Origin of the sequence: Pseudomonas sp. SWRI50 (assembly GCF_014269095.1) — a bacterium.
GTDB classification, from domain to species: Bacteria; Pseudomonadota; Gammaproteobacteria; order Pseudomonadales; family Pseudomonadaceae; genus Aquipseudomonas; species Aquipseudomonas kermanshahensis.
On sequence record NZ_JABWRW010000036.1, the window covers coordinates 1 to 18,887 of the forward strand.

Sequence of the window (18,887 nt, forward strand, 5' to 3'; positions counted from 1 at the left end):
TACCTGCAGTTCGCCAGGCTTTCCGGGGCGAACATGCACCAGGCCAACCTGCGGGCGGCGCTCGATCTCACAGGCGCCAAAAATTCCAAACCGAACCCCAAGGTCACAAAATCTCCCACCAAACCTCACCCCGCCACCCGCACCACCCCCAGATCGATCCCCAGGTGCACCAGCTCAGCGTGGGAACTCACCTGCAACTTGCTCTTGAGCAAAGTCAGGTGATTGGAAACGGTCTTGGCACTGATGCACAGCTGTTCGGCAATCACCCGCACCGGGGTGCCCTTGGCCAGCATCACGAAAATCTCCAACTCGCGCTGGGTCATGCGCTGCAAGCGCGGGTCGCTGGCGTTTTGTTGCGGTGTGCAGGCCAGCTGTGTAGCTAAAGGCTGCTCGATATAGGCATGCCCGGCCAACACCCGTTGTACCGCCTCGATCAACACCTGGGGCGCCGAATTCTTGGTCAGGTAGCCCGAAGCCCCCGCCTCCAGAGCCTGGCGCACCAGGGGCAGCTCATCATGCATGCTGAAAAACAGTACCCGCAGCTGCGGCAGGCGCTGACGTAGCCGGCGGGTGGTCTCCAGGCCGCTGATGCCGGGCAGGCCGAAGTCCATGATCACCAGGTTCGGCACTTGCTCCTGAACCCGCACCAGCGCCTCTTCGCCACTAGCGGCCTCGCGCACTTCCATCGCCGGCAGCACCGCCCGCAACAGGCTGGCATAACCCTGGCGCACCACGGCGTGGTCATCCACCAATACGATATTCATCAGGCCTCCATGGGAATGTTCAGGGCCAACGCCCAGCCGGCACCCGGGCGACTCAGGATGCGTAATTCGCCGCCCAGGCTGCGCGCGCGCTCGGCCATCGAATGCAGGCCAACGCCGGGCCGCTGGGGCTGGCTCGCGCCGCAGCCGTTGTCACGCACCAACAGGCGCAAGCCCTTGGCACTGCGTTGCAGGCGCACCCGCACCTGGCTGGCGCCGGCATGCCGGGCAACGTTGGTCAACGCCTCCTGCAGCAGGCGATACAAATGCGTTCTGCTGGAGCCAGGCAGCACCGGCAGGCGCTCACCGACCCGCAAACGGCAATCGATGCCCTGGCTGGCCTGCCATTGGCTCACCAGCACACCAAAGGCTTCGGCCAATGGCACGTGTTGCAACGCCACCGGATACAAGTCGTGTACCAAGGCACGAAAGCCTTGCTGCAGGCGTTCGCAGTTAAGCTCCAGGGCTTGCGCGGTCTGCTCCACCACCGTCGGCTGGCCTGCCACCATGCGTAACAGGCAGACCTGGGCGCGGATACCCGCCAGGTACTGCCCGAGGTCATCGTGCAGGGCCTGCGCCAGGTGGGTGCGTTCCTGTTCCTGTACCGCCAACAGGGTTTGGGTCAGCTGGGCATTATCAGCCCGGGTCTGCTCCAAGGTCGCGGTCATGCGGTTGAAATGCGCCGCCAACTGGCGTGCCTCCGGCAGGCCGGATTCGCGCAGGCGAGTGGTCAACTGCCCACCCGAGACCTGGCGCAATGCACGCAGCAGTTCATCCAGCAGGCTCATGCCGCGCCGCACGGCCCAGCGTATGGTCAACAGGCTCACGAGCAAGGCCAGGCCACACAAGCCCAGCAACTGCTGCAGGGAATCCCGGACTTCGTCGATTTCATCCCGCGCATCCACGGCGATCAGTACCCGGCGCCCGTCGCTCAAATCCAACAAACGGGTGCTGTGACGGCGATCACCGAACAGCTGGCGCCCCAGCCAGGCATCCAGGCCGGCATCCCGCGGCATCTGCGCGGTTTCGCCCGCCGCCAGCCAGTGCACCCGCACGTGGCGCAGGCGCTGAGTCAGCCGCGGTTGCAGGCTCGCCGGGTCGCGTTCGGCCGTGTCGGCGAGGTACGCCACCACAGCTTCGGCAGATTGCAATTCGCGCTCGACATCGGCCACCGCCTGGTGCAGCAGCAACCCGCCACAGGCCAAGGTGACCAAGGCGAAAAAGAACGTGACCCACAGGTTGATCTGCCACTGGGCCGACAGGTTGATGAGGCGCATTGGGCAGTTTCCTCCGGGTGAACGCGGCCAGGGCTGCGAGCCATCGTAAAACCAAGGCCTTAGCGGTGATTTACTACCTTGGTACTGGCCGAGCGCTACTTTCTGCATATTTCCCCCTCCCGGCCGGCTTCCTATGCTGGCGCCATCTGCCGTGGAGTGCGTTTATGCGCCAGCCTGCCCCTCTTGCCCTGACCTGCCTGCTGGCCCTGGCCACGGCGCTGTGTTCGGCCTTCGCATCGGCCGCCCCGCCAGAGCCGCAATTGCAGGTGCGCATCGGCTACCTGGGCTATCGCCCCGACCCCGGCCCGCTGCTGTCCAACATCATCCCCGAGCCCGCCGACGCGGGGCTGCAGGGTGCCGAGCTGGCGATTGTCGACAGCAACAGTACGGGGCGTTTTCTCAAGCAGGCGTTCACCCTTGCCAGCACCCACGTAGACAGCCCCGAGGCCCTGCTGCAAGCCGCCAAGGCCCAGCATGACCAGGGCCTGCGGCTGTTCGTGGTGAACGCGCCGGCCGCCAGCCTGCGCGCACTGTCTGCCGCCCTGCCCGACAGCCTGCTGTTCAACGCCGGCAGCCCCGACGACAGCCTGCGCAGCAGCCAGTGCCAGGGCAATGTGCTGCATAGCCTGCCCAGCCGCGCCATGCTGGCCGATGCCCTGGCGCAGTTTCTGGTACTGCGCAAATGGCAACGGGCGTTGCTCGTGGTCGGCCAGACCGAAGACGACCAGGCCTACGCCGCGGCCCTGCGCCGGGCGGTGAAGCGCTTCGGCGTGCAGCTGGTGGCGGAAAAAACCTGGCGCTTCGACAACGACCAGCGCCGCAGCGCCCAAGCCGACATGCCCCTGTTCACCCAAACCGCCGAGTACGACGTGGTGCTGGTGGCCGACGAACGCGGTGACTTCGGCGAATACCTGCCCTACCAGACCTGGTATCCCCGCCCCGTGGCCGGCACCCAGGGCCTGACCCCCACCGGTTGGCACAAGACGGTAGAAACCTTCGGCGCGGCGCAGTTGCAAAAACGCTTCGAAGCCCAGGCCGGACGCTGGATGAACGACCGCGACTTCGCCGCCTGGATGGCCGTGCGCAGCATCGCCAGCGCCGTCAGCAAACTGCGCCAGGCCGAGCCACGCGCCCTGCAGCAACTGCTGCTCAGCGACCAGCTGCCGCTGGATGGCTTCAAGGGCCGCAAGCTCAGCTACCGCCCTTGGAACGGCGAGCTGCGCCAACCCATCCCGCTGGTTCAGCCACGCGCGCTGGTCAGCACTTCGCCCCAGGAGGGCTTCCTGCACCCTTTCAACGAAATGGACAGCCTGGGCTTCGACAAGCCCGAAGTGACCTGCGGCTACCCCTGAAACCGATAATCACAAAAAAAGGATTCCGCCATGCGTCGCCCCCTTTGCTACCGGCCTGTGCTTTTCCCCACCCTGCTGGCCGGCGCGCTGGCGCTTGCCAGCGGGCACGCCAGCGCCGCCACCGCCTGGGTCTCGAACGAGAAGGACAACAGCCTTAGCCTGATCGACCTGCAAAGCCTGGAAGTTACCGAGACCCTGCCCGTGGGCCAGCGCCCACGTGGCCTGCTGCTGTCCCACGACAACAAGCGGCTGTACATCTGCGCCAGCGATTCGGACCGCGTGCAGGTGATGGACGTGGCCACCCGCAAGATCATCAAGGAGCTGCCCTCCGGCAAGGACCCCGAGCAGTTCGCCCTGCACCCCAATGACCGCTGGCTGTATGTGTCCAACGAAGACGACGCACTGGTAACGGTGATCGACACCGAAACCGACAAAGTGCTCGGCCAGATCAACGTCGGCATCGAGCCCGAGGGCATGGCGGTAAGCCCCGATGGCAAGTGGGCGGTCAATACCAGCGAAACCACCAACATGCTGCACTGGATCGACACCAGCACCCAGACCCTGGCCGACAGCACCCTGGTGGATCAACGGCCGCGCTTCGTCGAGTTCAACCAGGATGGCTCGCGGCTCTGGGCCTCGGCGGAAATCGGCGGTACGGTGACCATTCTCGACGTGGCCACGCGCCAGGTGCTGAAAACCCTGAACTTCCAGATCAAGGGCGTGCACCCGGACAAAGTCCAGCCGGTGGGCATCAAGCTCAGCGCCGATGGCCAGTACGCGTTCGTCGCCCTAGGCCCGGCCAACCATGTGGCGGTGATCGATGCCAAGACTTACGAAGTGCTGGACTACCTGCTGGTTGGGCGGCGCGTTTGGCAGCTGGCGTTCACCCCAGACCAAAGCCAATTGCTGGCCACCAACGGGGTCAGCGGCGACGTCTCGGTGATCGATACCAAAACCCTCAAGGTGCTCAAATCGGTAAAGGTCGGGCGCTACCCCTGGGGCGTGGTGGTCACGCCATGAATACCCTCGACGTCAGTGACGTGAGTTTCGCCTACGGCCAGCGCGAGGCGCTCAAGCACGTGGGGTTCAGTGTGGCGCCTGGGCGTTTTGCTGCGTTGCTGGGCCCCAATGGCGCCGGCAAGTCGACCTTGATCGCACTGCTCACCCGGCTTTACGACGTGCAACAGGGCGACATCCGCGTCTGCGGCTGCTCGTTGCGCAACGCGGCGCGCCCGGCGTTGCGACAACTGGGCGTGGTGTTTCAGCAAAGCACCCTGGACCTGGACCTGAGCGTCGAACAGAACCTGCGCTACCACGCCTCGTTGCATGGCCTGTCGCGGCGCCAGGGCAACCTGCGGGTCGAGGCCGAACTGGCCCGCCAGGGCCTCGACGAGCGCCGGCGCGAGCCCGTTCGTGCGCTGAATATCGGGCACCGGCGCCGGGTGGAAATTGCCCGCGCCCTGCTCCACCAACCGCGCTTGCTGTTGCTCGACGAAGCCAGCGTCGGCCTCGACCCGGCCAGCCGCCTGGCGCTCAACCAGCACCTTCGGCACCTGTGCCGCGAGCAGGGGCTGAGTGTGCTCTGGACCACACACCTGCTGGATGAGGTGCAGCCCAGTGATGACCTGCTGATCCTGCACCAGGGGCGCCTGGTGGCCAGTGGCACCGCCGATGCCCTGACCCAAGCGCACGGCGGCAACCTCGACAACGCCTTCGCGCGCCTGACCCGCGCGCCCGGCGCCACCCCAGGAGTGAAGGCCTGATGAACGCCTACTGGCAATGTTTCAACGGCATCCTGCTGCGCGAATGCCTGCGGTTCGTGTTGCAGCGCACGCGGTTTCTCAGCGCCCTGGTACGCCCTCTGCTGTGGTTGCTGGTCTTTGCCGCCGGGTTTCGTGCGGCCCTGGGCATAGCGATCATCGAGCCCTACGACACCTACATCCCCTACGAGGTGTACATCATCCCCGGCCTTGCCTGCATGATTCTGCTGTTCAACGGCATGCAGGGCTCGCTGTCGATGGTCTATGACCGCGAGATGGGCAGTATGCGCGTGCTGCTGACCAGCCCCTTGCCGCGGGCGTTTCTGCTCGGCAGCAAACTGCTGGCGACCTCGTTGATTTCCCTGCTACAGGTTTATGCGTTTCTCGCCATTGCCTGGCTGTATGGCGTGCAACCCCCGGCTGCGGGGTTGTTGCTGGCGCTGCCGGCCTTGTTGCTGGTGGCCTTGATGCTCAGCGCTCTGGGGCTGTTGCTGTCGAATGCGATTCGCCAGTTGGAGAACTTTGCCGGGGTGATGAATTTCGTGATCTTCCCGTTATTTTTCCTGTCCTCGGCGCTGTACCCGCTGTGGAAGATGCGCGAGGCCAGCCAGTGGCTGTATTGGCTGTGCGCCCTGAACCCCTTCACCCACGCCGTGGAACTGGTGCGTTTCGCGCTGTACGAACGCTTCAATCCGCTGGCGCTGGCGGTTTGCCTGGGCCTGACCGTGCTGTTCACCCTGCTCGCGATACTGACCTTCAACCCCCAGCACGCAGCGCTGCGCAAGCCGCGCTGACAGCTTGCGCTGTCACGCAGAGAACAAGGGTCATTGTGGGAGCGGGCTTGCCCCGCGAATGAGGCCACGCGGAGCATGGCACCGGCTTCGCCGGTGTTCGCGGGGCAAGCCCGCTCCCACAAGGTGCTCCTCAAGCGCTTGACCACCTACTACTTTAGTACTGGCTTTACTGTCTATCGTCGCATTCACAAAGCACCGCCGCTGGCATGTAATGGGCCTATAACAAAAAGGATAAACCCCATGCCTCGTGCCCTGCCCAGGCTGCCACGTGCTTTGCTGGCAGCCCTTTCGCTGAGTCTGCTGCTGGGCGTCGCCCAGGCCGGCACCACGCCGCTGTTTTCTGCCGAGGGGTATCGCACCACCCTCTACCGCAGCCCGACACCGCACCAGGTCGAGGGCGCCCAGGTCATCGACACCGCCACCTTGCAAAACCTGCTGGGCCAGCACCCCAAGCCGGTGCTGGTCGATGTGTACCGCCGGCAATGGCTGCAAGGCCGTTTCATCGAAGACGAACCCCACGCCAACCTCCCCGGCAGCCACTGGTTGGCCAACACCGGCGACGGCGAGCTGAGCCCCGCCTGGCAAGACTACTTCGTGCACCATCTGCAAAAAGCCACCGCCGGCCGCCTGGAGCAACCGCTGGTCTTTTACTGCCGCTCCGATTGCTGGTTAAGCTGGAACGCGGTAAAACGCGCAGCATCCCTGGGCTATAAGACGTTGTATTGGTACCGCGACGGCCTGGACGCCTGGGAAGCTGCCAACCTGCCATTGCAGCCGGCCCAGCCAGAGCCCTTTCCCTGAACTCACTACCGGTAAACGCGTGCGCGCCCCATCCAATAAAAACGAGGTGAAAAGGCCATGTACAAAATTCTGATTGCCGACGATCACCCACTGTTTCGCGAAGCCATCCACAACGTCATCAGCGATGGCTTCCCAGGCAGCGAAGTCATGGAGACTGCCGACCTGGACAGCGCCCTGGCGCTGACCCTGGAACATGACGACCTCGACCTGATCCTGCTCGACCTGAACATGCCCGGCATGCACGGCCTCAATGGCCTGATCACCCTGCGCAACGAGGCACCGACCACACCGGTGGTGATTGTCTCGGCCGAGCAGGAAAAACAAATCGTGCTGCAGGCCATCACCTATGGCGCCGTGGGTTTCATCACCAAGTCCTCGCCACGTTCGCAGATGATCGAAGCAATCGAGCAGATCCTCACCGGCAATGTCTACCTGCCACCCGACATCATTCGCGCCAACAAAAGCAGCACCAGCCGGCGCCAGAGCGATACCCCAAGCTTCCCACCCGAGATGCTCCAGGCCCTGACCCGCAAGCAGTTGCTGGTGCTCGAGCGCATGACCAAAGGCGAGTCGAACAAGCAGATCGCCTACACCCTGGACATCGCTGAAACCACGGTCAAGGCCCACGTTTCGGCGATCTTGCGCAAACTCAACGTGCACAACCGGGTGCAGGCCATCCTCAGTGCTGGCGATATCGACTTCGGCGACTACCTGCGCCGTTAAAGTGGCTGAACGGGGCTGTTGGCCAGCAAATGGCTCATCGCAGCCTTGAGTTTCATTGGCCGCACCGGCTTGTGCATCAGGGTGTGGCCCCGCTCGCGGATCTGTTGCTTAAGTTCGTTGCTGTAGTTGGCGGTGATCATCAATGCCGGAATCGGCACGGCGCGGCGGGCACTGATCCTGGCCACGGCATCGACACCATTGCAGTCGTTGTCCAGGTGGTAGTCGGCGATCAACAGGTCGGCTTCGGCGTGGTAGTTGTCCACCTGCCGCGCCAGGTCTTCCTCCGACAGCGCAGTGACCACCCGGCAACCCCACCCTTCCAGCAGGGTGCGCATGCCGGCGCAAATCGCCGCATCGTTATCCAGCACCCACACCCGCGCACCGCTCAGGCGTTCGAGCATCGGCTCGCTGATGGCCAGGCTCGGCGGGGCCTTGGGCGCGGTTGCGCTCAGCGGCACTTCGACGGCGAACACCGAGCCTTTGCCGAGCCAGGAACGCACCCGAATCCGATGGCCGAGGATGCCCGCGATCTTTTCCACGATCGCCAGGCCCAGGCCCAAGCCACGGTCTTGGTCCGGGCGCTGTACATCGCCCCGTTTGAACTCCTGGAACATTTCGTCCAGGCGCTCTTCGGCGATGCCGATCCCGCTGTCCCAGACTTCGATCCACAGGCCCCGGCGCTGGCGCCGACAGCCCAGCACCACGCGGCCGCTGCGGGTGTAGCGGATGGCATTGCTGAGCAGGTTGCGCAGAATCCGCGCCAACAGTTGGATGTCACTGTGCACCAAGGCCGAACAGCCCACGAAGTGCAGTTCCAGCCCTTCGCTGCGCGCCACCTGGGCGTATTCGGCGGCCAGGTTGTCCATCAGTTCGCTAAGGGCGAAGGGGGCGATATCGGCCTTGATCACCCCGGCGTCAAGCTTGGAAATATCCACCAGGGTGCCTAATAGGTTTTCCACGTCTTCCAGGGAATTACTGACGTTGCGCACCAGTTGAACGCTCTGGTGCGGCTCGCGGCGTTCGAGCAACGCGCTGGTGAACAGCCGCGCCGCGTTCAGGGGTTGCAGCAGGTCATGGCTGACCGCAGCGAGAAATTTGGTTTTCGACAGGTTGGCCTGCTCGGCCTCGCGCTTGGCCTCGCGCAACCGTGATTCGGCCCGGCTGCGCTCATCGATCTCGCGCAGCAACTGGTCGTTGAGGCTGGTCAGCTCGGCGGTGCGCTCGCGCACCCGTTGCTCAAGGTTCTGGTAAGCCTGGTGCAGCGCCTCGGCGCTCTTGCGCCGCTCGGTAATGTCGCGGATCAACACGAAAATCCCCACCACTTCGCCATTGGCCAGGCGGTTGGGGACGTAGGAGCGCAGCATGTAGCGCTCCTGGCCGTTGATGTTGTTTTCGGCAAACTCGAAGGTCACGCTCTCGCCCGCCAACGCGCGCGCCACGTAGGCCTCCAGGCGTTGGTAATGCGATTCGCTGTGGGCCTCGCGCAGGCTTTGGCCCAACATCACGCCGCGGGGCCAGCAGTACCACTCCTCGTACACCTTGTTGGTGAACTCGTAGACCAGGTCGGCATTCAGGTAAGCAATCAGCGCTGGAACATGGTCGGTGATCAGGCGAATCAGTTGCGATTTCTGCGCCACCGCCTGCTCGCGGCGCAAGGTCTCGCTGAGCTTGACCTCGGTGATGTCGGTGAACAGGAACACCCGCCCGCCTTCGCAAGTAGGCCGTTCGCTGACTTGTAGCCAGCGCCCGTTCTGCAGGCGGTACAGCAGGTGCTCATCGGCCGGCCCGCGGGGCTCTTCGGTGAACACCCCGCTGGCGGTCATCAGTTGCTTGACCTCGGCCAAGCGCATGCCGGCGATGATCCGCACCCGGCTGTTGGCCCAGAACGCCTTGAAACGGCTGTTGCACAGCACGATGCGCTGGTTCTGGTCGAACAGCACGAAGGCGTCGGAGATGCTTTCGATGGCGTCGATCAAGTGTTGGTGGGCGGTCTCGGCCCGCAACCGCGCTTCACTGAGCAGGTGGTTACCGGCCTTGAGCTCGGCCATGGCCTGGTTGAGGGCGTCAGTGCGTTCGCGGACCTGCTCAGCCAGCACCACCGAGTGCTGGAATGCCGCGTAGGGGTCGTTGCCGCGGGTCACGCCCGACTCGACGCGTTCGATCAGCGCAGTGTTGATGCGCTGCAGCTTGCGGTTCTCGTGCTGCAGCCGAGCGACCTCGGCCTGCAGTTCAGCGGCTGACGGGTGGCCGGTTGCGGGCAATGGCGACCCCGGTGAAGGTCTGGTTGATATGCATGCCATTGAACTGTTCTCCATAGGTGTTGAAGCCCATCACCCGCTGCTCGCGCAAGAACGCGCCGACCTGCTCCAGGCCGTCGTGGGCTTCCAGTTCCAGGCGCCGCAGGAAACAGTCGCAGCCAATGGTCAGCAGCAAGGGGCCCAGGCGCTGGTGCAGCCCGTCGAACAGGGTGTGCAGCTTTGGCAACAGCGGGCCCGGTGTCATGGCCGTGAGCACGATGCCGTTTTCCACCGCACAGTAGAAACTCAGGCTCAGGTCCGGGTGCACCTGCTGGATTGCCCGGACGTAATACTGATCGTGAATTCGCACCGCCAACGGGTGGGCAGCGAATACCCGGTGATCGAGCTCGGCCACCGGCACGCCGATGTGCCGGGCGTATTCCTCGGCAGCGGGTTCGGCATTGAGTTCGAAGACCCGCCGCTGAGCGCTGTCGGCGCCGGTCACCACCAGCTTTTCATCACGCGGCAGGATGTGGTGCGTGGTGAACACTTCAAAGTCGAGCCAGGTATTGACCAGCACCACTACCGCCGCGCCGCTGTGGAACGCCCCGCCGAAGTACACATGGGTACGGGTCAGGTAGTTGTCGTCGCCGGCCGACCCGCCGAAATGCGGAATGTCCCCCAATGCCGCGCTCAGGGCGCCAAGGAACATCTCCTCACGGCTGGACAAGCCGTCGAGCAGGGTCAGGGCAAAGCTGTGGCCTTTGATCGGCGCGAGGGTATTGCTGCGGCAGGTGCCGACCAGCCGTTCGACCATCTGCTGGGCGTCGATCAGGCTGAAGCGTTCCATTTCATCGATCAGTTCGGTGGCGATGGAAAACTGCCGATGATCGAACCCCAGCGCCGTCACGCAGTTACGGCCGTAGCCTAGCGGGGTGATTTCGCCGGCACTGGTGCAGCCCACCAGGCGAATGCCGCCGAAACCTTGTTCCAAGGCCTCGCCCAACTCCTGCAGGTCGTATTCGGCAGAACAGAAGAACAGCACGAACCCCAGGTGCGGGTGCAGCAGCTGCCGCGCCAGGTCCTGGGCTGCAAGCCGCGCATCGGTTGCCTGGGACATGGCGCTGACCACACCGTCGTTCTGGGCCTGCTGCATCGTGGTCTCCGGCGCGGGTTGTCTGAAGGTTGAGTGTACGGAGGACGTCCCAGAGGGCGAATGCTACTTGGGTAGCGGGTAGGCGGTTCCATGGGAGTATGGGTTGGTTGTAGGGGCCTGCCTTGGGGGGGGTGGTGGGGCGCAGATCGAGCGCCGCGCGGGCGGCGCTCGATCTCATGGGCGCAGAAAATGCCGAGGCAAACACCTCGCCCTCCAAAACGCTACCAGGTCAGCACCGCCCCCAATGCAAGGGTATCGGTGTCTTCGTTCTGATCGCTGGTGTCATGCCCATCAATGGAAAACTGGTTGTACTCGGCCACCAACGTGAGGTTGTCGTTCACGTCATGAAACAGCGCCACACCCCGCGTCTCGTAATCCGCGCCACTGCCCACCACCCCGTTGCCATCGTCCTTGGTCTTGCCGTAGGACAACGCCAGGCGGTTTTTGCCAACTTTGTACGACCCTTGCAGCAGGTAGCCGTCGCTGTCGACATTGCGCAGGGTCGGCTCGCCGGCGTTGTTGGTGAAGAACGGGTTGATACCCTTGGCCTGGAAGCCGGAGCCGGTGAGCGACAGCCCGCCCATCTTCGCCTGCACGCCATAGCCGACACCTTTGGAGGTGATCGACTTGACCGTCGAGTCGGTGTTGTCCGAGGTCTGGTAGCTGCCATTGATCCAGCTGTAGATCTTGGCGCCGGCCAGGTCGAACTGGTAGGTGATCTCGCTCTCGGTGCGGGGGTTTTCCTGATAAGCCTTGCCGGTCGGGCTACTGTCGTTGGTGTCCACCGGGTCCATGATGCCCACCGCCACGCGCAGGCCCTCCATCACCGGTGTGCGGTAGGTGATCTGCGAAGTGGGAAACGGGTACGGGTAACCGCTGCCGATGTTGCCGAACGATACCCCGCCGCCGTCCACCAGCCCCAGGCTGTCACTGACCTGGCCGTAACCGGCAAGCAGCTCGTCCAGCAGAATGTTGGAACGCGCAAACAACCCGAAGTCCTTGCCGATCAGCACCTCGCCCCACTCGGGGTTGGCCACGGTGCCGTAGAACTGACGCACGTCGATGGCGGTGTCGGTGCCGTTGGTTTCGCTGTCGTTGATGGTCACCCAGAACGAGGCACGCGCCCCGAGCTTCAGGTCATCCACCTGTTTACCCATGTTGAAGCCCAGGTAGTTGGGCAAAAAACCCATCTTCACCCGTGACTGGCGGCGGTCGAATTGATCGCCCGCCCGGTCGACATCACTGTTGACGTAAAAGGCATTGATGTAGCCGTCGGTGGAAAACGTGGTCTGGTCCTTGTCGTACAGCATGATCTCGGCCTCGGCGACGCCGCTCAGGCCCAGGGTTGAAAGGCTGGCGATGACAGCCGTCAGGATACGAGGCGATAGTTTCTTATTGTTGTTGTGCATGACGCGCTCCAAAAACGTGGGCTCGGTGTTGGAGGCGATTATCAGAAGCAGGCACACCGCTCGGTACGCTGCCTTGGAGGGGGTTGCAGGCTGCTTTGGGCCGGCGCGCGTGGCGCGATGATTAAGGCCCGAGACCGGCTTAGACCAGGAGGCAACACCAAGGGTGTACGCCTGATGATCAGCGAAGGATCAATACCCCAGGCTGAACCGCCCGTTTAACGCAGGGGCAGTGACAACGTTGCGGCCAACCCGCCGTTGGCGCGATTGTCCAGGCGTACCTGCCCGCCCATCCGCTCGATGATGGTGGCCACGATCGAGAGCCCGAGCCCTGCCCCATTCGGGCTGTTGCGGCTGTAGAAACGCTCGAACACACGGGTGAGGCTGGCCTTGTCGATGCCCGGCCCATCGTCTTCGACAGTCAGCTCGAAACGACTGCCCAAGCGCTTGAGTGAAACCGTGATACGCCCACCGGGTGGCGAGTGCTCGACCGCGTTGGAGACCAGGTTCTGCAATGCGATACCCAACGCGCCGGCATCGATCGCCAGGTGAAGATCACCCTCGCCAATCTCCAGCGATGGCTCAAGGCCGCGGTCCAGTATCCAGGGGGTGAGCTCTGCCAAGATATCGGTGACGACCTCGCCCAGATCGACTTCGGTGGTGGCACGCTGACCGAGGCGCGGTTCGACCCGGGCCAGGGTCAGCAACTGGTTGACCACCCGGGTCAGGCGGTCGACGCCGCCAATCAGGTAGCCCAAGGCTTTCTGCCGCTCGGCATCGGTATTGGCGGCCTGGGCGTTCTGCGCATGCAGGCGCAGGATGGCCAGCGGCGTGCGCATTTCATGGGCCGCATCGGCAATGAACCGGTGTTCACGGCGCAGCAGGTCCTCGATGTGCGCCAACAGGCGGTTGATGGCGGCCTGCATGGGTTCCAGCTCCGACGGCAGCGGCACCAGTTGCAGGGGTTCGAGCGAGTCGGCATGCCGTGCGCGAATGACATTGGCCATGTTCTGCAACGGGCGCAGGCCCCAGCCAATGGCGGCCCAGACCAACAACGCCAAGCCCAGGCTGCCCAACAGGAACGGGAACAACGTATGGCGCACGATGCGGTCGATCAGGTCGAAGCGCACATCATCGCGCTCGCCCACCCAGATCATCCAGTGCTTTTCCGGCACTGGCAGAACGAAACCGCGCCATTGCTCGCCCTCACTGGAAAAATCATAAAAACCCGGCGCCGTGGGCGGTGGGTCGAGTGTCGGTGCACTGGGCGTGTGCACCAGCAGCCCTGCCCCGTCCCCCCAGACCTGGAACGCCAGTTTGCTTTCATAAGGGTGCCCAACCCGGTGGCGCCCGGCCTTGCTCAGTGCCTCGTTGAACGCGCGATACAGTTGCTCGCGGTTGCCCTCCTGCACCGGCAAGCTCATCACCCCCTGTAGCAGCCGTGCATTCTGCGCCAGGTGGGCATCGTAGACCTCGTTGATCTCGCGCCGGCTGTCATGGTAGTTGTACAGCGCCAGCAGCCCTGTACCGAGCAACATCAGCACCATCACCCGCCACAGCGTGCGTTGACGCAGTGAGCTCATACCTTGCCCTCGACCAGATAGCCGATGCCGCGAACGGTGCGGATCAGGCCGTTGAACAGTTTTTTGCGCAGTTGGTAGATGTTCACCTCCAGGGTATTGCTCTCCGGTTCCTCGTCCCAGCCGTACAGCAACTGGGTCAGGCGCTCACGGGTGAACACCTTGCCCGGCTGCGCCAGCAACTCGTGCAGCAACCGGTACTCCTTGGGCGTCAAGACCACGGGCAGGCCGTTGTAATGGACCTGCTGAGTGCTGGGGTCAAGGGTCACTCCGGCGTGCTCGATGAGCACCTTGGCCCGCCCGGCGCTGCGCCTGAGCAGCGCGCGCAGGCGGGCCTTGAGTTCGTTGAGGTCGAACGGCTTGACCAGGTAGTCGTCGGCGCCAGCATCCAGCCCGACGATGCGGTCCTCGGTGGCATCACGGGCGGTGAGCACCAGCACCGGCAGGCTGTCGCCCCCCGCCCTGAGCCGGCGCAGCAACTCGATGCCGTCCAAGCGCGGCAGGCCCAGGTCGAGGATGGCCAGGTCAAATGCCTCGTGCTGCAGGGCATGCAGCCCGCTCACGCCATCGCGCAACCAGTCGAGGGTGTAGCCCTCTTGGCGCAAGCCGTCGCAAATCCCCTCGCCCAGTGCGGTGTCGTCCTCAACCAGCAGCAGCCGCATGTTCAGTCCTGTTTGTCCTTGATGGCTTTGAGTAAAGCATCGATATCGCCACGCCGGCCCTGGTCGGCCAGTTCACGCCCTGGCCGAGGCGGGGCCTGCCGCGCTTTCTGAAGGGCCGCGGTGGCTTCGGCATAGCGTTTTTGCCGGTAAAGATGATCGGCCCAGAAGTAATTGCTGTCGATACCGTTGGGGTTGATCTGCAGCGCCTTGCGCAGCAAGGCATCAGCCTTGTCACTGTCGCCGAAGCCGATGGGCCAGCCGGGTACCTGGTCGTACAAGGTCCCCAGGCTGGTGTAAGCGGACCCTTCCAAGGCGGTGGGCTCCATTTCAATCGCCTGCTCCAGGCTCGCCTTGGCGGCCTTGACCTTGCCCAGCGCACTGAGGCCGCCGATGGCCCCGGCCCAACTGCTGTTGATGATGCCGTCCCAGATCAAGGGTTCGGCCGACCCTGGGTGCTGGTGGACCAAGGCCGAGGCGTCGGCCGAGAGTTTTTCGAAGGCATCGGCGCGCTTGTCCTTGGGCGTCTGATACTGGATCTGCGCCCAGCGTTGCTGCAGCGCGGCCAACTGCTGCGTGCCCGCCGGGTCCAGCGCCCAGGTCAGGGGTGTGAAGGCCAGCAGCCCGACAACGAACAGACGTTTCATTTGAGCGACTCCTTGGAATGGCTACCGATGTAGCGACGAATAACCGGCAGTTGCTTGCGCAGAGCGCGGTCCACCACGCCGGGCAGCATGCCGTTGATGCGCACGAAGAGCTTTTCTGGCCAGCCGAGGTAGAGCTCGCTGCGTTCGGACTGAACCGCCTGCAGGACGGCGCGGGCCACGTCGGCGGGGTCGTCCATGCCGACCTTCAGCGCTTCGTTGAGCGCCGTGGCTGCACTGCTGTTCATCGCCGTGCGCGTCGCCCTGGGGGCCGCGTACAGCACGTTCACCGAGGTATCGGCCAGTTCGCGGCGCAGCGCCTCGGAGAACCCGCGCAGGGCAAACTTGCTGGCGCAGTAAGTGGCATAACCCGGGTAGCCGATAGAACCGTAGGTCGAGCCGACATTGACCACCAGCGCCTTGGGTTGCGCACGCAGTAGTGGCAGGCAGACACGCGTGAGCTGCAAGGCCGCCTTGATGTTGATGTCCAGCAGTTCGTCGAGGGCCTGCTCGTCGAGTTGGTCGAGCAAGGCAAAGCGATTGACGCCGGCAGCGTTGATCAGCACGTTGACACCGCCCATGTCCCGGGCACGGGCGAGCACCTGCTCACGGCCGTCAGGGGTACGCAAGTCGGCCGACTGCCAGCGCAGCCTGTCAGGGTAGTGGTTCATCAGGCTGGCGAGCTTGCCCATCTGCCGGCTCACCGCCAGTACCCGGGCACCGGCTGCGCACAACTGCTCGGCCAATTGCAGGCCAATGCCGCCGCTGGCGCCGGTCAGCACTACCACGGATTCAGACAAGCGCATGGTGCACCTCTTGCTGGCCCAGTTGGCTGCCACGCGGCAACCCCTGGAACATCTCGGTGTACAGGCGGTACACCACCCTGGCGGCGTGGACCACCGCCTGCTGATCGTCAGCAGTGTCCAGGCGGTCCATCAGGCGCTTGTAGGTCACCATATGGTCCTGGTCCAGCGCACCGTGAGAACTGAGGTAGCTGAACGCCTTGTCCGGCAGCGCCAGGGTACGCTGGATGCTGCCAGCGGCATGAGTTGCCAAGGCAATGCTGGTGCCTTCAAGTACGTTGACCATGCCAAACAACCCGACCGGGTTGCCGCGGGCGATCAGGTCGTAGAGGTAGGCGACCATCAATTCGATCGCCATTGCCGGTCGGCCGTCACGCACCGCTTCCCAGTTACCCCCACAGGCATCGATATCGTTGAGAATCCACTGCTCGTGGCCGTACTCCTCCTCGATGTACTCGCACACGGCGCCGCGCAGCCACTCCAGGCGTGATGGCAAGCGTGCGCCGCACGCCATCATCAGTGGCACGGTGTGACGCACATGGTGGTACGCCTGGGTCAGGAAGGCGACGTAGCTGTCCAGGCTGACCTGGCCGGCCAAGGCTTCACGGATCACCGGCACACTGAACAGTGCCTGGCGCTCGTCGGTGGTTTGCAATTGCAGCGTGTCGAAAAAGGACATGGCGAACCTCACAATGGGATGTCGGATAACAAGCCTTGGTAATGCTGCAAAATGGCCTCGCGCCGTGGGCGGCCATTGGCGGTCAGGGTGCCATCAGCGCAGCTGAGGGGGCTGGGTAAGCGTCGCCAGGCATGAACCCGGGCGTAGTCAGGCAGTGACGCATTGCTGTGCTGCACGGCCTGTTCGATCGTGGCATCAGGGGTACTGGGATCCAGTGGCCAGAGCAGTGCCACATTGCGCGGCATGCCCTCGCCGTGCACGAACGCCTGGGCGATGACGCCACTTTGGGTCAGTTCGGCCTCCACCCACTCCGGGTTGACGTTGCGCCCGAAACTGGTGATGAACTGGTGCTTCTTGCGCCCGTTCAGGTACAGGTAGCCGTCCTGATCGACATAGCCGAGGTCACCGGTGGCCCACCATGGCGTGGACACAGGGGCTTCGCCCAGGTAGCCGAGCAGGAGCGAACCTGCCACCAGCACCTCACCGTCGTCGGCGATGCGCACCTGCACATGTGGCAGTGGCTTGCCGACACTGCCGAGGCGCTGGGCGCCGGGGCGGTTCAACGCCACCACCGAAGCGCATTCGGACAGGCCATAGCCCTCGAACACCGGTAAGCCGATCGCTTCGGCCCTTGCCAGCAGGCTGGGCGAAACCCGCGCGCCCCCGACGGCGACGAAGCGCAGCGGCCCCACCTGCATGACGCTGCGCTCAATGGCGGTAATCAGCCCCATTAACAGCTGCGGCACCAGAATCAAGCTTTGGGCGCCACTCACCGCAATGGCACTCAGCAAGCGCTTGAAGTCGACCTGGCTCGCGCCCCCCATGCCCAATTGCACCTGGGGATAGAGTTGCACGCATGCCCCTGCGATCAGCGCGGCGTACACACCAAGGTTTTCCAGCAGCACGCCAAACGGCAGCACCGCCAGATAGCGCTGGGGGGCGCTCGGCCGGCTGGCGGCTTCAAGTTCCCGGGCCACGCGCAGCATGGCATCGGCACCCAGGCAAACGCCTTTGGGCTGGCCCGTGCTGCCAGAGGTGTAGGTGATCTTGGCGGTACCGCTGGGCAGCGCCACCTCCCCACCAACAGGCCGGGCCCAAAACGCGTCCTGCTGGACAAACCCCAACTCGGCGAGCGTATCTATCCACTGCGCCTCGCACAGCACATGGCTGGCGCCGCTTTGCCCGATACAATGCCTGAATTGTGCAGTACTGAAGAACCCAGGGACGATCACGCAAGGGCGCTCGGCAAACAACGCCGCCAAGTCCCAGAACAGCAGTTCGGGGCCGTTATCCAGGGCCAATACCAAGGGGCCTCCCGATTGCGCACGCAAGGTATGGGCCCGTGCTTCGACTTCAGCCAGCAGTTGCCGGAAGGTGAAGCGCCCTGCTACACCTTGCACGGCTACGGCCCGCTCCTGTTCACTTGCATACTTGAACAGCAACTGACGGAAGTACTGCAGCTCATGCGGCATGGCCGGTCTCCTCGATGATCGATGGCAGACCCAGGCGCTCAAACACGCCAGCCTTGCTCAGCGCCTCGAAACCGAGCCCGATGTTGCCGGCGAACACCTGCGGATGCTGGTCGTAATAGGTTCCCCAATGGTCCATCTGCTCGCCCAACCGCTCAGGGTCGGCCGCAGCCAGCACCGTAGGCATCAGCCCCAGGCGCTGGAAGCTGTTGATCAGCGTGGCCGCCCCCGTGAATGCCACCCATTGCAAACCGCGCGTGGCCAGCAGCCAGGTCACGGCAATGATCATGATGCGTGCACTGCCAGCGCTCAGCGAGGCCAGGTTGCCCACCTCGACCATGCTCTCCCGCGCTAGCGGGTAGCCGGCCACGCGGGAAACCGAAGCCTCCAATGGCTCGTCCAGGTATCGCTCGAGAAACAGCGCACCACTGCTGGCCGGGCGCATGCCTGCGGCGGCAATCATCCGCCCTTGGCTGTCATGCAACGCCAGGAGTTCAGGCAGGTAATGGTGCACATCGGCGTGATGCACGCTCTGAAAACACTGGTGAATGAAGTGCTCAAGGTCACGACGCCCTGCATCAGGCTCCAGGTGCAGGGACAATTGGGCATGGTGGTCGGCGTGGCTGCCGACGCGCAGTGGGAGCAGGTTGCTCCAGTGTGGCTGGGTCATGAAACGCCCCCCGTAGGATCCGATGGGGGCAGTATCAGGGGCCAATCTGAAAGGAATCTGAAGTCAGCCAATAATTGACAAAAGATCCCTAGCACGCGCAAGGAGGCCCCCGCTGC

At 63.9% G+C, this 18,887-nt stretch carries 18 protein-coding genes and 1 pseudogene; 7 read left to right on the forward strand and 12 right to left on the reverse strand.

Features of this window, described 5'->3' with window-relative positions; all coding sequences use genetic code 11:
• Positions 1 to 102: pseudogene (locus HU750_RS27675) on the forward strand (pentapeptide repeat-containing protein); the annotation flags it as partial.
• 23 nt (positions 103 to 125) lie between these two features.
• On the opposite strand, the gene HU750_RS25365 reads toward HU750_RS27675, so the two are convergent.
• Together HU750_RS25365 and HU750_RS25370 are read right to left on the reverse strand one after the other, a co-directional pair.
• The gene (locus HU750_RS25365) at positions 126 to 764 is read right to left on the reverse strand and encodes a response regulator (RefSeq protein ID WP_099453851.1); all 639 of its coding nucleotides are present in this window, start codon (positions 762 to 764) and stop codon (positions 126 to 128) included.
• Positions 764 to 2,038: a sensor histidine kinase gene (locus HU750_RS25370; protein ID WP_186683033.1), complete on the reverse strand. Its 1,275-nt coding sequence runs from the start codon at positions 2,036 to 2,038 to the stop codon at positions 764 to 766. Before HU750_RS25370 ends, HU750_RS25365 begins: the two co-directional genes overlap by 1 nt.
• Before the next feature lie 164 nt (positions 2,039 to 2,202).
• On the opposite strand from HU750_RS25370, the gene pedA1 reads away from it, so the two are divergent.
• The 6 genes from pedA1 to HU750_RS25400 all read left to right on the forward strand — a co-directional run bounded on the left by pedA1 (position 2,203) and on the right by HU750_RS25400 (position 7,468).
• On the forward strand, positions 2,203 to 3,390 hold the full coding sequence (pedA1, locus tag HU750_RS25375; protein WP_186683035.1) for a lanthanide ABC transporter ABC transporter substrate-binding protein PedA1: 1,188 nt from the start codon (positions 2,203 to 2,205) through the stop codon (positions 3,388 to 3,390).
• 30 nt (positions 3,391 to 3,420) lie between these two features.
• Complete coding sequence (locus HU750_RS25380) at positions 3,421 to 4,410, forward strand: YVTN family beta-propeller repeat protein (RefSeq protein ID WP_186683037.1); 990 nt, start codon at positions 3,421 to 3,423, stop codon at positions 4,408 to 4,410.
• Positions 4,407 to 5,153, forward strand: a complete 747-nt coding sequence (gene pedB / locus HU750_RS25385; protein ID WP_186683039.1) for a lanthanide ABC transporter ATP-binding protein PedB/LutE — start codon at positions 4,407 to 4,409, stop codon at positions 5,151 to 5,153. Before HU750_RS25380 ends, pedB begins: the two co-directional genes overlap by 4 nt.
• Positions 5,153 to 5,944 carry a lanthanide ABC transporter permease protein PedC gene (gene pedC / locus HU750_RS25390; RefSeq protein ID WP_027596436.1) on the forward strand — a complete coding sequence of 264 codons (792 nt, stop codon included), beginning with the start codon at positions 5,153 to 5,155 and terminating at the stop codon, positions 5,942 to 5,944. Before pedB ends, pedC begins: the two co-directional genes overlap by 1 nt.
• A 240-nt stretch (positions 5,945 to 6,184) precedes the next feature.
• Positions 6,185 to 6,745: a PQQ-dependent catabolism-associated CXXCW motif protein gene (locus HU750_RS25395; RefSeq protein ID WP_186683041.1), complete on the forward strand. Its 561-nt coding sequence runs from the start codon at positions 6,185 to 6,187 to the stop codon at positions 6,743 to 6,745.
• 57 nt (positions 6,746 to 6,802) lie between these two features.
• A complete protein-coding gene (locus HU750_RS25400; protein ID WP_027596434.1) occupies positions 6,803 to 7,468 on the forward strand; it encodes a response regulator in 666 nt (221 codons plus the stop codon).
• Here the strand turns inward: HU750_RS25400 and HU750_RS25405 are convergent.
• The 10 genes from HU750_RS25405 to HU750_RS25450 all read right to left on the reverse strand — a co-directional run bounded on the left by HU750_RS25405 (position 7,465) and on the right by HU750_RS25450 (position 18,771).
• Complete coding sequence (locus tag HU750_RS25405; protein WP_238348945.1) at positions 7,465 to 9,768, reverse strand: hybrid sensor histidine kinase/response regulator; 2,304 nt, start codon at positions 9,766 to 9,768, stop codon at positions 7,465 to 7,467. The genes HU750_RS25400 and HU750_RS25405 overlap by 4 nt on opposite strands.
• Positions 9,698 to 10,861, reverse strand: coding sequence for a nitric oxide-sensing protein NosP (nosP, locus tag HU750_RS25410; protein ID WP_027596432.1), 1,164 nt, complete (start codon positions 10,859 to 10,861; stop codon positions 9,698 to 9,700). The genes HU750_RS25405 and nosP overlap by 71 nt, the downstream gene beginning before the upstream one ends.
• A 221-nt stretch (positions 10,862 to 11,082) precedes the next feature.
• Entirely contained in the window at positions 11,083 to 12,270 is a 1,188-nt protein-coding gene (locus HU750_RS25415; RefSeq protein ID WP_027596431.1) for a porin, read from the reverse strand.
• Positions 12,271 to 12,485: 215 nt separating this feature from the next.
• On the reverse strand, positions 12,486 to 13,850 hold the full coding sequence (locus tag HU750_RS25420) for a sensor histidine kinase (protein WP_186683045.1): 1,365 nt from the start codon (positions 13,848 to 13,850) through the stop codon (positions 12,486 to 12,488).
• Positions 13,847 to 14,509 (reverse strand): response regulator, encoded by a 663-nt coding sequence (locus tag HU750_RS25425; RefSeq protein ID WP_186683047.1) that lies wholly within the window; start codon positions 14,507 to 14,509, stop codon positions 13,847 to 13,849. The genes HU750_RS25420 and HU750_RS25425 overlap by 4 nt, the downstream gene beginning before the upstream one ends.
• Before the next feature lie 2 nt (positions 14,510 to 14,511).
• Complete coding sequence (locus tag HU750_RS25430) at positions 14,512 to 15,153, reverse strand: tetratricopeptide repeat protein (RefSeq protein WP_186683049.1); 642 nt, start codon at positions 15,151 to 15,153, stop codon at positions 14,512 to 14,514.
• Positions 15,150 to 15,956 (reverse strand): SDR family oxidoreductase, encoded by an 807-nt coding sequence (locus HU750_RS25435; RefSeq protein WP_186683051.1) that lies wholly within the window; start codon positions 15,954 to 15,956, stop codon positions 15,150 to 15,152. The genes HU750_RS25430 and HU750_RS25435 overlap by 4 nt, the downstream gene beginning before the upstream one ends.
• Complete coding sequence (locus tag HU750_RS25440; RefSeq protein ID WP_186683053.1) at positions 15,943 to 16,632, reverse strand: iron-containing redox enzyme family protein; 690 nt, start codon at positions 16,630 to 16,632, stop codon at positions 15,943 to 15,945. The genes HU750_RS25435 and HU750_RS25440 overlap by 14 nt, the downstream gene beginning before the upstream one ends.
• 8 nt (positions 16,633 to 16,640) lie before the next feature.
• The gene (locus HU750_RS25445; RefSeq protein ID WP_186683055.1) at positions 16,641 to 18,104 is read right to left on the reverse strand and encodes an AMP-binding protein; all 1,464 of its coding nucleotides are present in this window, start codon (positions 18,102 to 18,104) and stop codon (positions 16,641 to 16,643) included.
• Positions 18,094 to 18,771: a thermostable hemolysin gene (locus HU750_RS25450; protein WP_186683057.1), complete on the reverse strand. Its 678-nt coding sequence runs from the start codon at positions 18,769 to 18,771 to the stop codon at positions 18,094 to 18,096. Before HU750_RS25450 ends, HU750_RS25445 begins: the two co-directional genes overlap by 11 nt.
• Between the last annotated feature and the right edge of the window lie 116 nt (positions 18,772 to 18,887).

Excerpts from the sequence above, each read along its gene's own strand:
- HU750_RS25365 (WP_099453851.1), bottom strand. The coding sequence starts at position 764 with ATGAATATCGTATTGGTGGATGACCACGCCGTGGTGCGCCAGGGTTAT.
- HU750_RS25370 (WP_186683033.1), bottom strand. The coding sequence starts at position 2,038 with ATGCGCCTCATCAACCTGTCGGCCCAGTGGCAGATCAACCTGTGGGTC.
- pedA1 (WP_186683035.1), top strand. The coding sequence starts at position 2,203 with ATGCGCCAGCCTGCCCCTCTTGCCCTGACCTGCCTGCTGGCCCTGGCC.
- HU750_RS25380 (WP_186683037.1), top strand. The coding sequence starts at position 3,421 with ATGCGTCGCCCCCTTTGCTACCGGCCTGTGCTTTTCCCCACCCTGCTG.
- pedB (WP_186683039.1), top strand. The coding sequence starts at position 4,407 with ATGAATACCCTCGACGTCAGTGACGTGAGTTTCGCCTACGGCCAGCGC.
- pedC (WP_027596436.1), top strand. The coding sequence starts at position 5,153 with ATGAACGCCTACTGGCAATGTTTCAACGGCATCCTGCTGCGCGAATGC.
- HU750_RS25395 (WP_186683041.1), top strand. The coding sequence starts at position 6,185 with ATGCCTCGTGCCCTGCCCAGGCTGCCACGTGCTTTGCTGGCAGCCCTT.
- HU750_RS25400 (WP_027596434.1), top strand. The coding sequence starts at position 6,803 with ATGTACAAAATTCTGATTGCCGACGATCACCCACTGTTTCGCGAAGCC.
- HU750_RS25405 (WP_238348945.1), bottom strand. The coding sequence starts at position 9,768 with ATGGCATGCATATCAACCAGACCTTCACCGGGGTCGCCATTGCCCGCA.
- nosP (WP_027596432.1), bottom strand. The coding sequence starts at position 10,861 with ATGCAGCAGGCCCAGAACGACGGTGTGGTCAGCGCCATGTCCCAGGCA.
- HU750_RS25415 (WP_027596431.1), bottom strand. The coding sequence starts at position 12,270 with ATGCACAACAACAATAAGAAACTATCGCCTCGTATCCTGACGGCTGTC.
- HU750_RS25420 (WP_186683045.1), bottom strand. The coding sequence starts at position 13,850 with ATGAGCTCACTGCGTCAACGCACGCTGTGGCGGGTGATGGTGCTGATG.
- HU750_RS25425 (WP_186683047.1), bottom strand. The coding sequence starts at position 14,509 with ATGCGGCTGCTGCTGGTTGAGGACGACACCGCACTGGGCGAGGGGATT.
- HU750_RS25430 (WP_186683049.1), bottom strand. The coding sequence starts at position 15,153 with ATGAAACGTCTGTTCGTTGTCGGGCTGCTGGCCTTCACACCCCTGACC.
- HU750_RS25435 (WP_186683051.1), bottom strand. The coding sequence starts at position 15,956 with ATGCGCTTGTCTGAATCCGTGGTAGTGCTGACCGGCGCCAGCGGCGGC.
- HU750_RS25440 (WP_186683053.1), bottom strand. The coding sequence starts at position 16,632 with ATGTCCTTTTTCGACACGCTGCAATTGCAAACCACCGACGAGCGCCAG.
- HU750_RS25445 (WP_186683055.1), bottom strand. The coding sequence starts at position 18,104 with ATGCCGCATGAGCTGCAGTACTTCCGTCAGTTGCTGTTCAAGTATGCA.
- HU750_RS25450 (WP_186683057.1), bottom strand. The coding sequence starts at position 18,771 with ATGACCCAGCCACACTGGAGCAACCTGCTCCCACTGCGCGTCGGCAGC.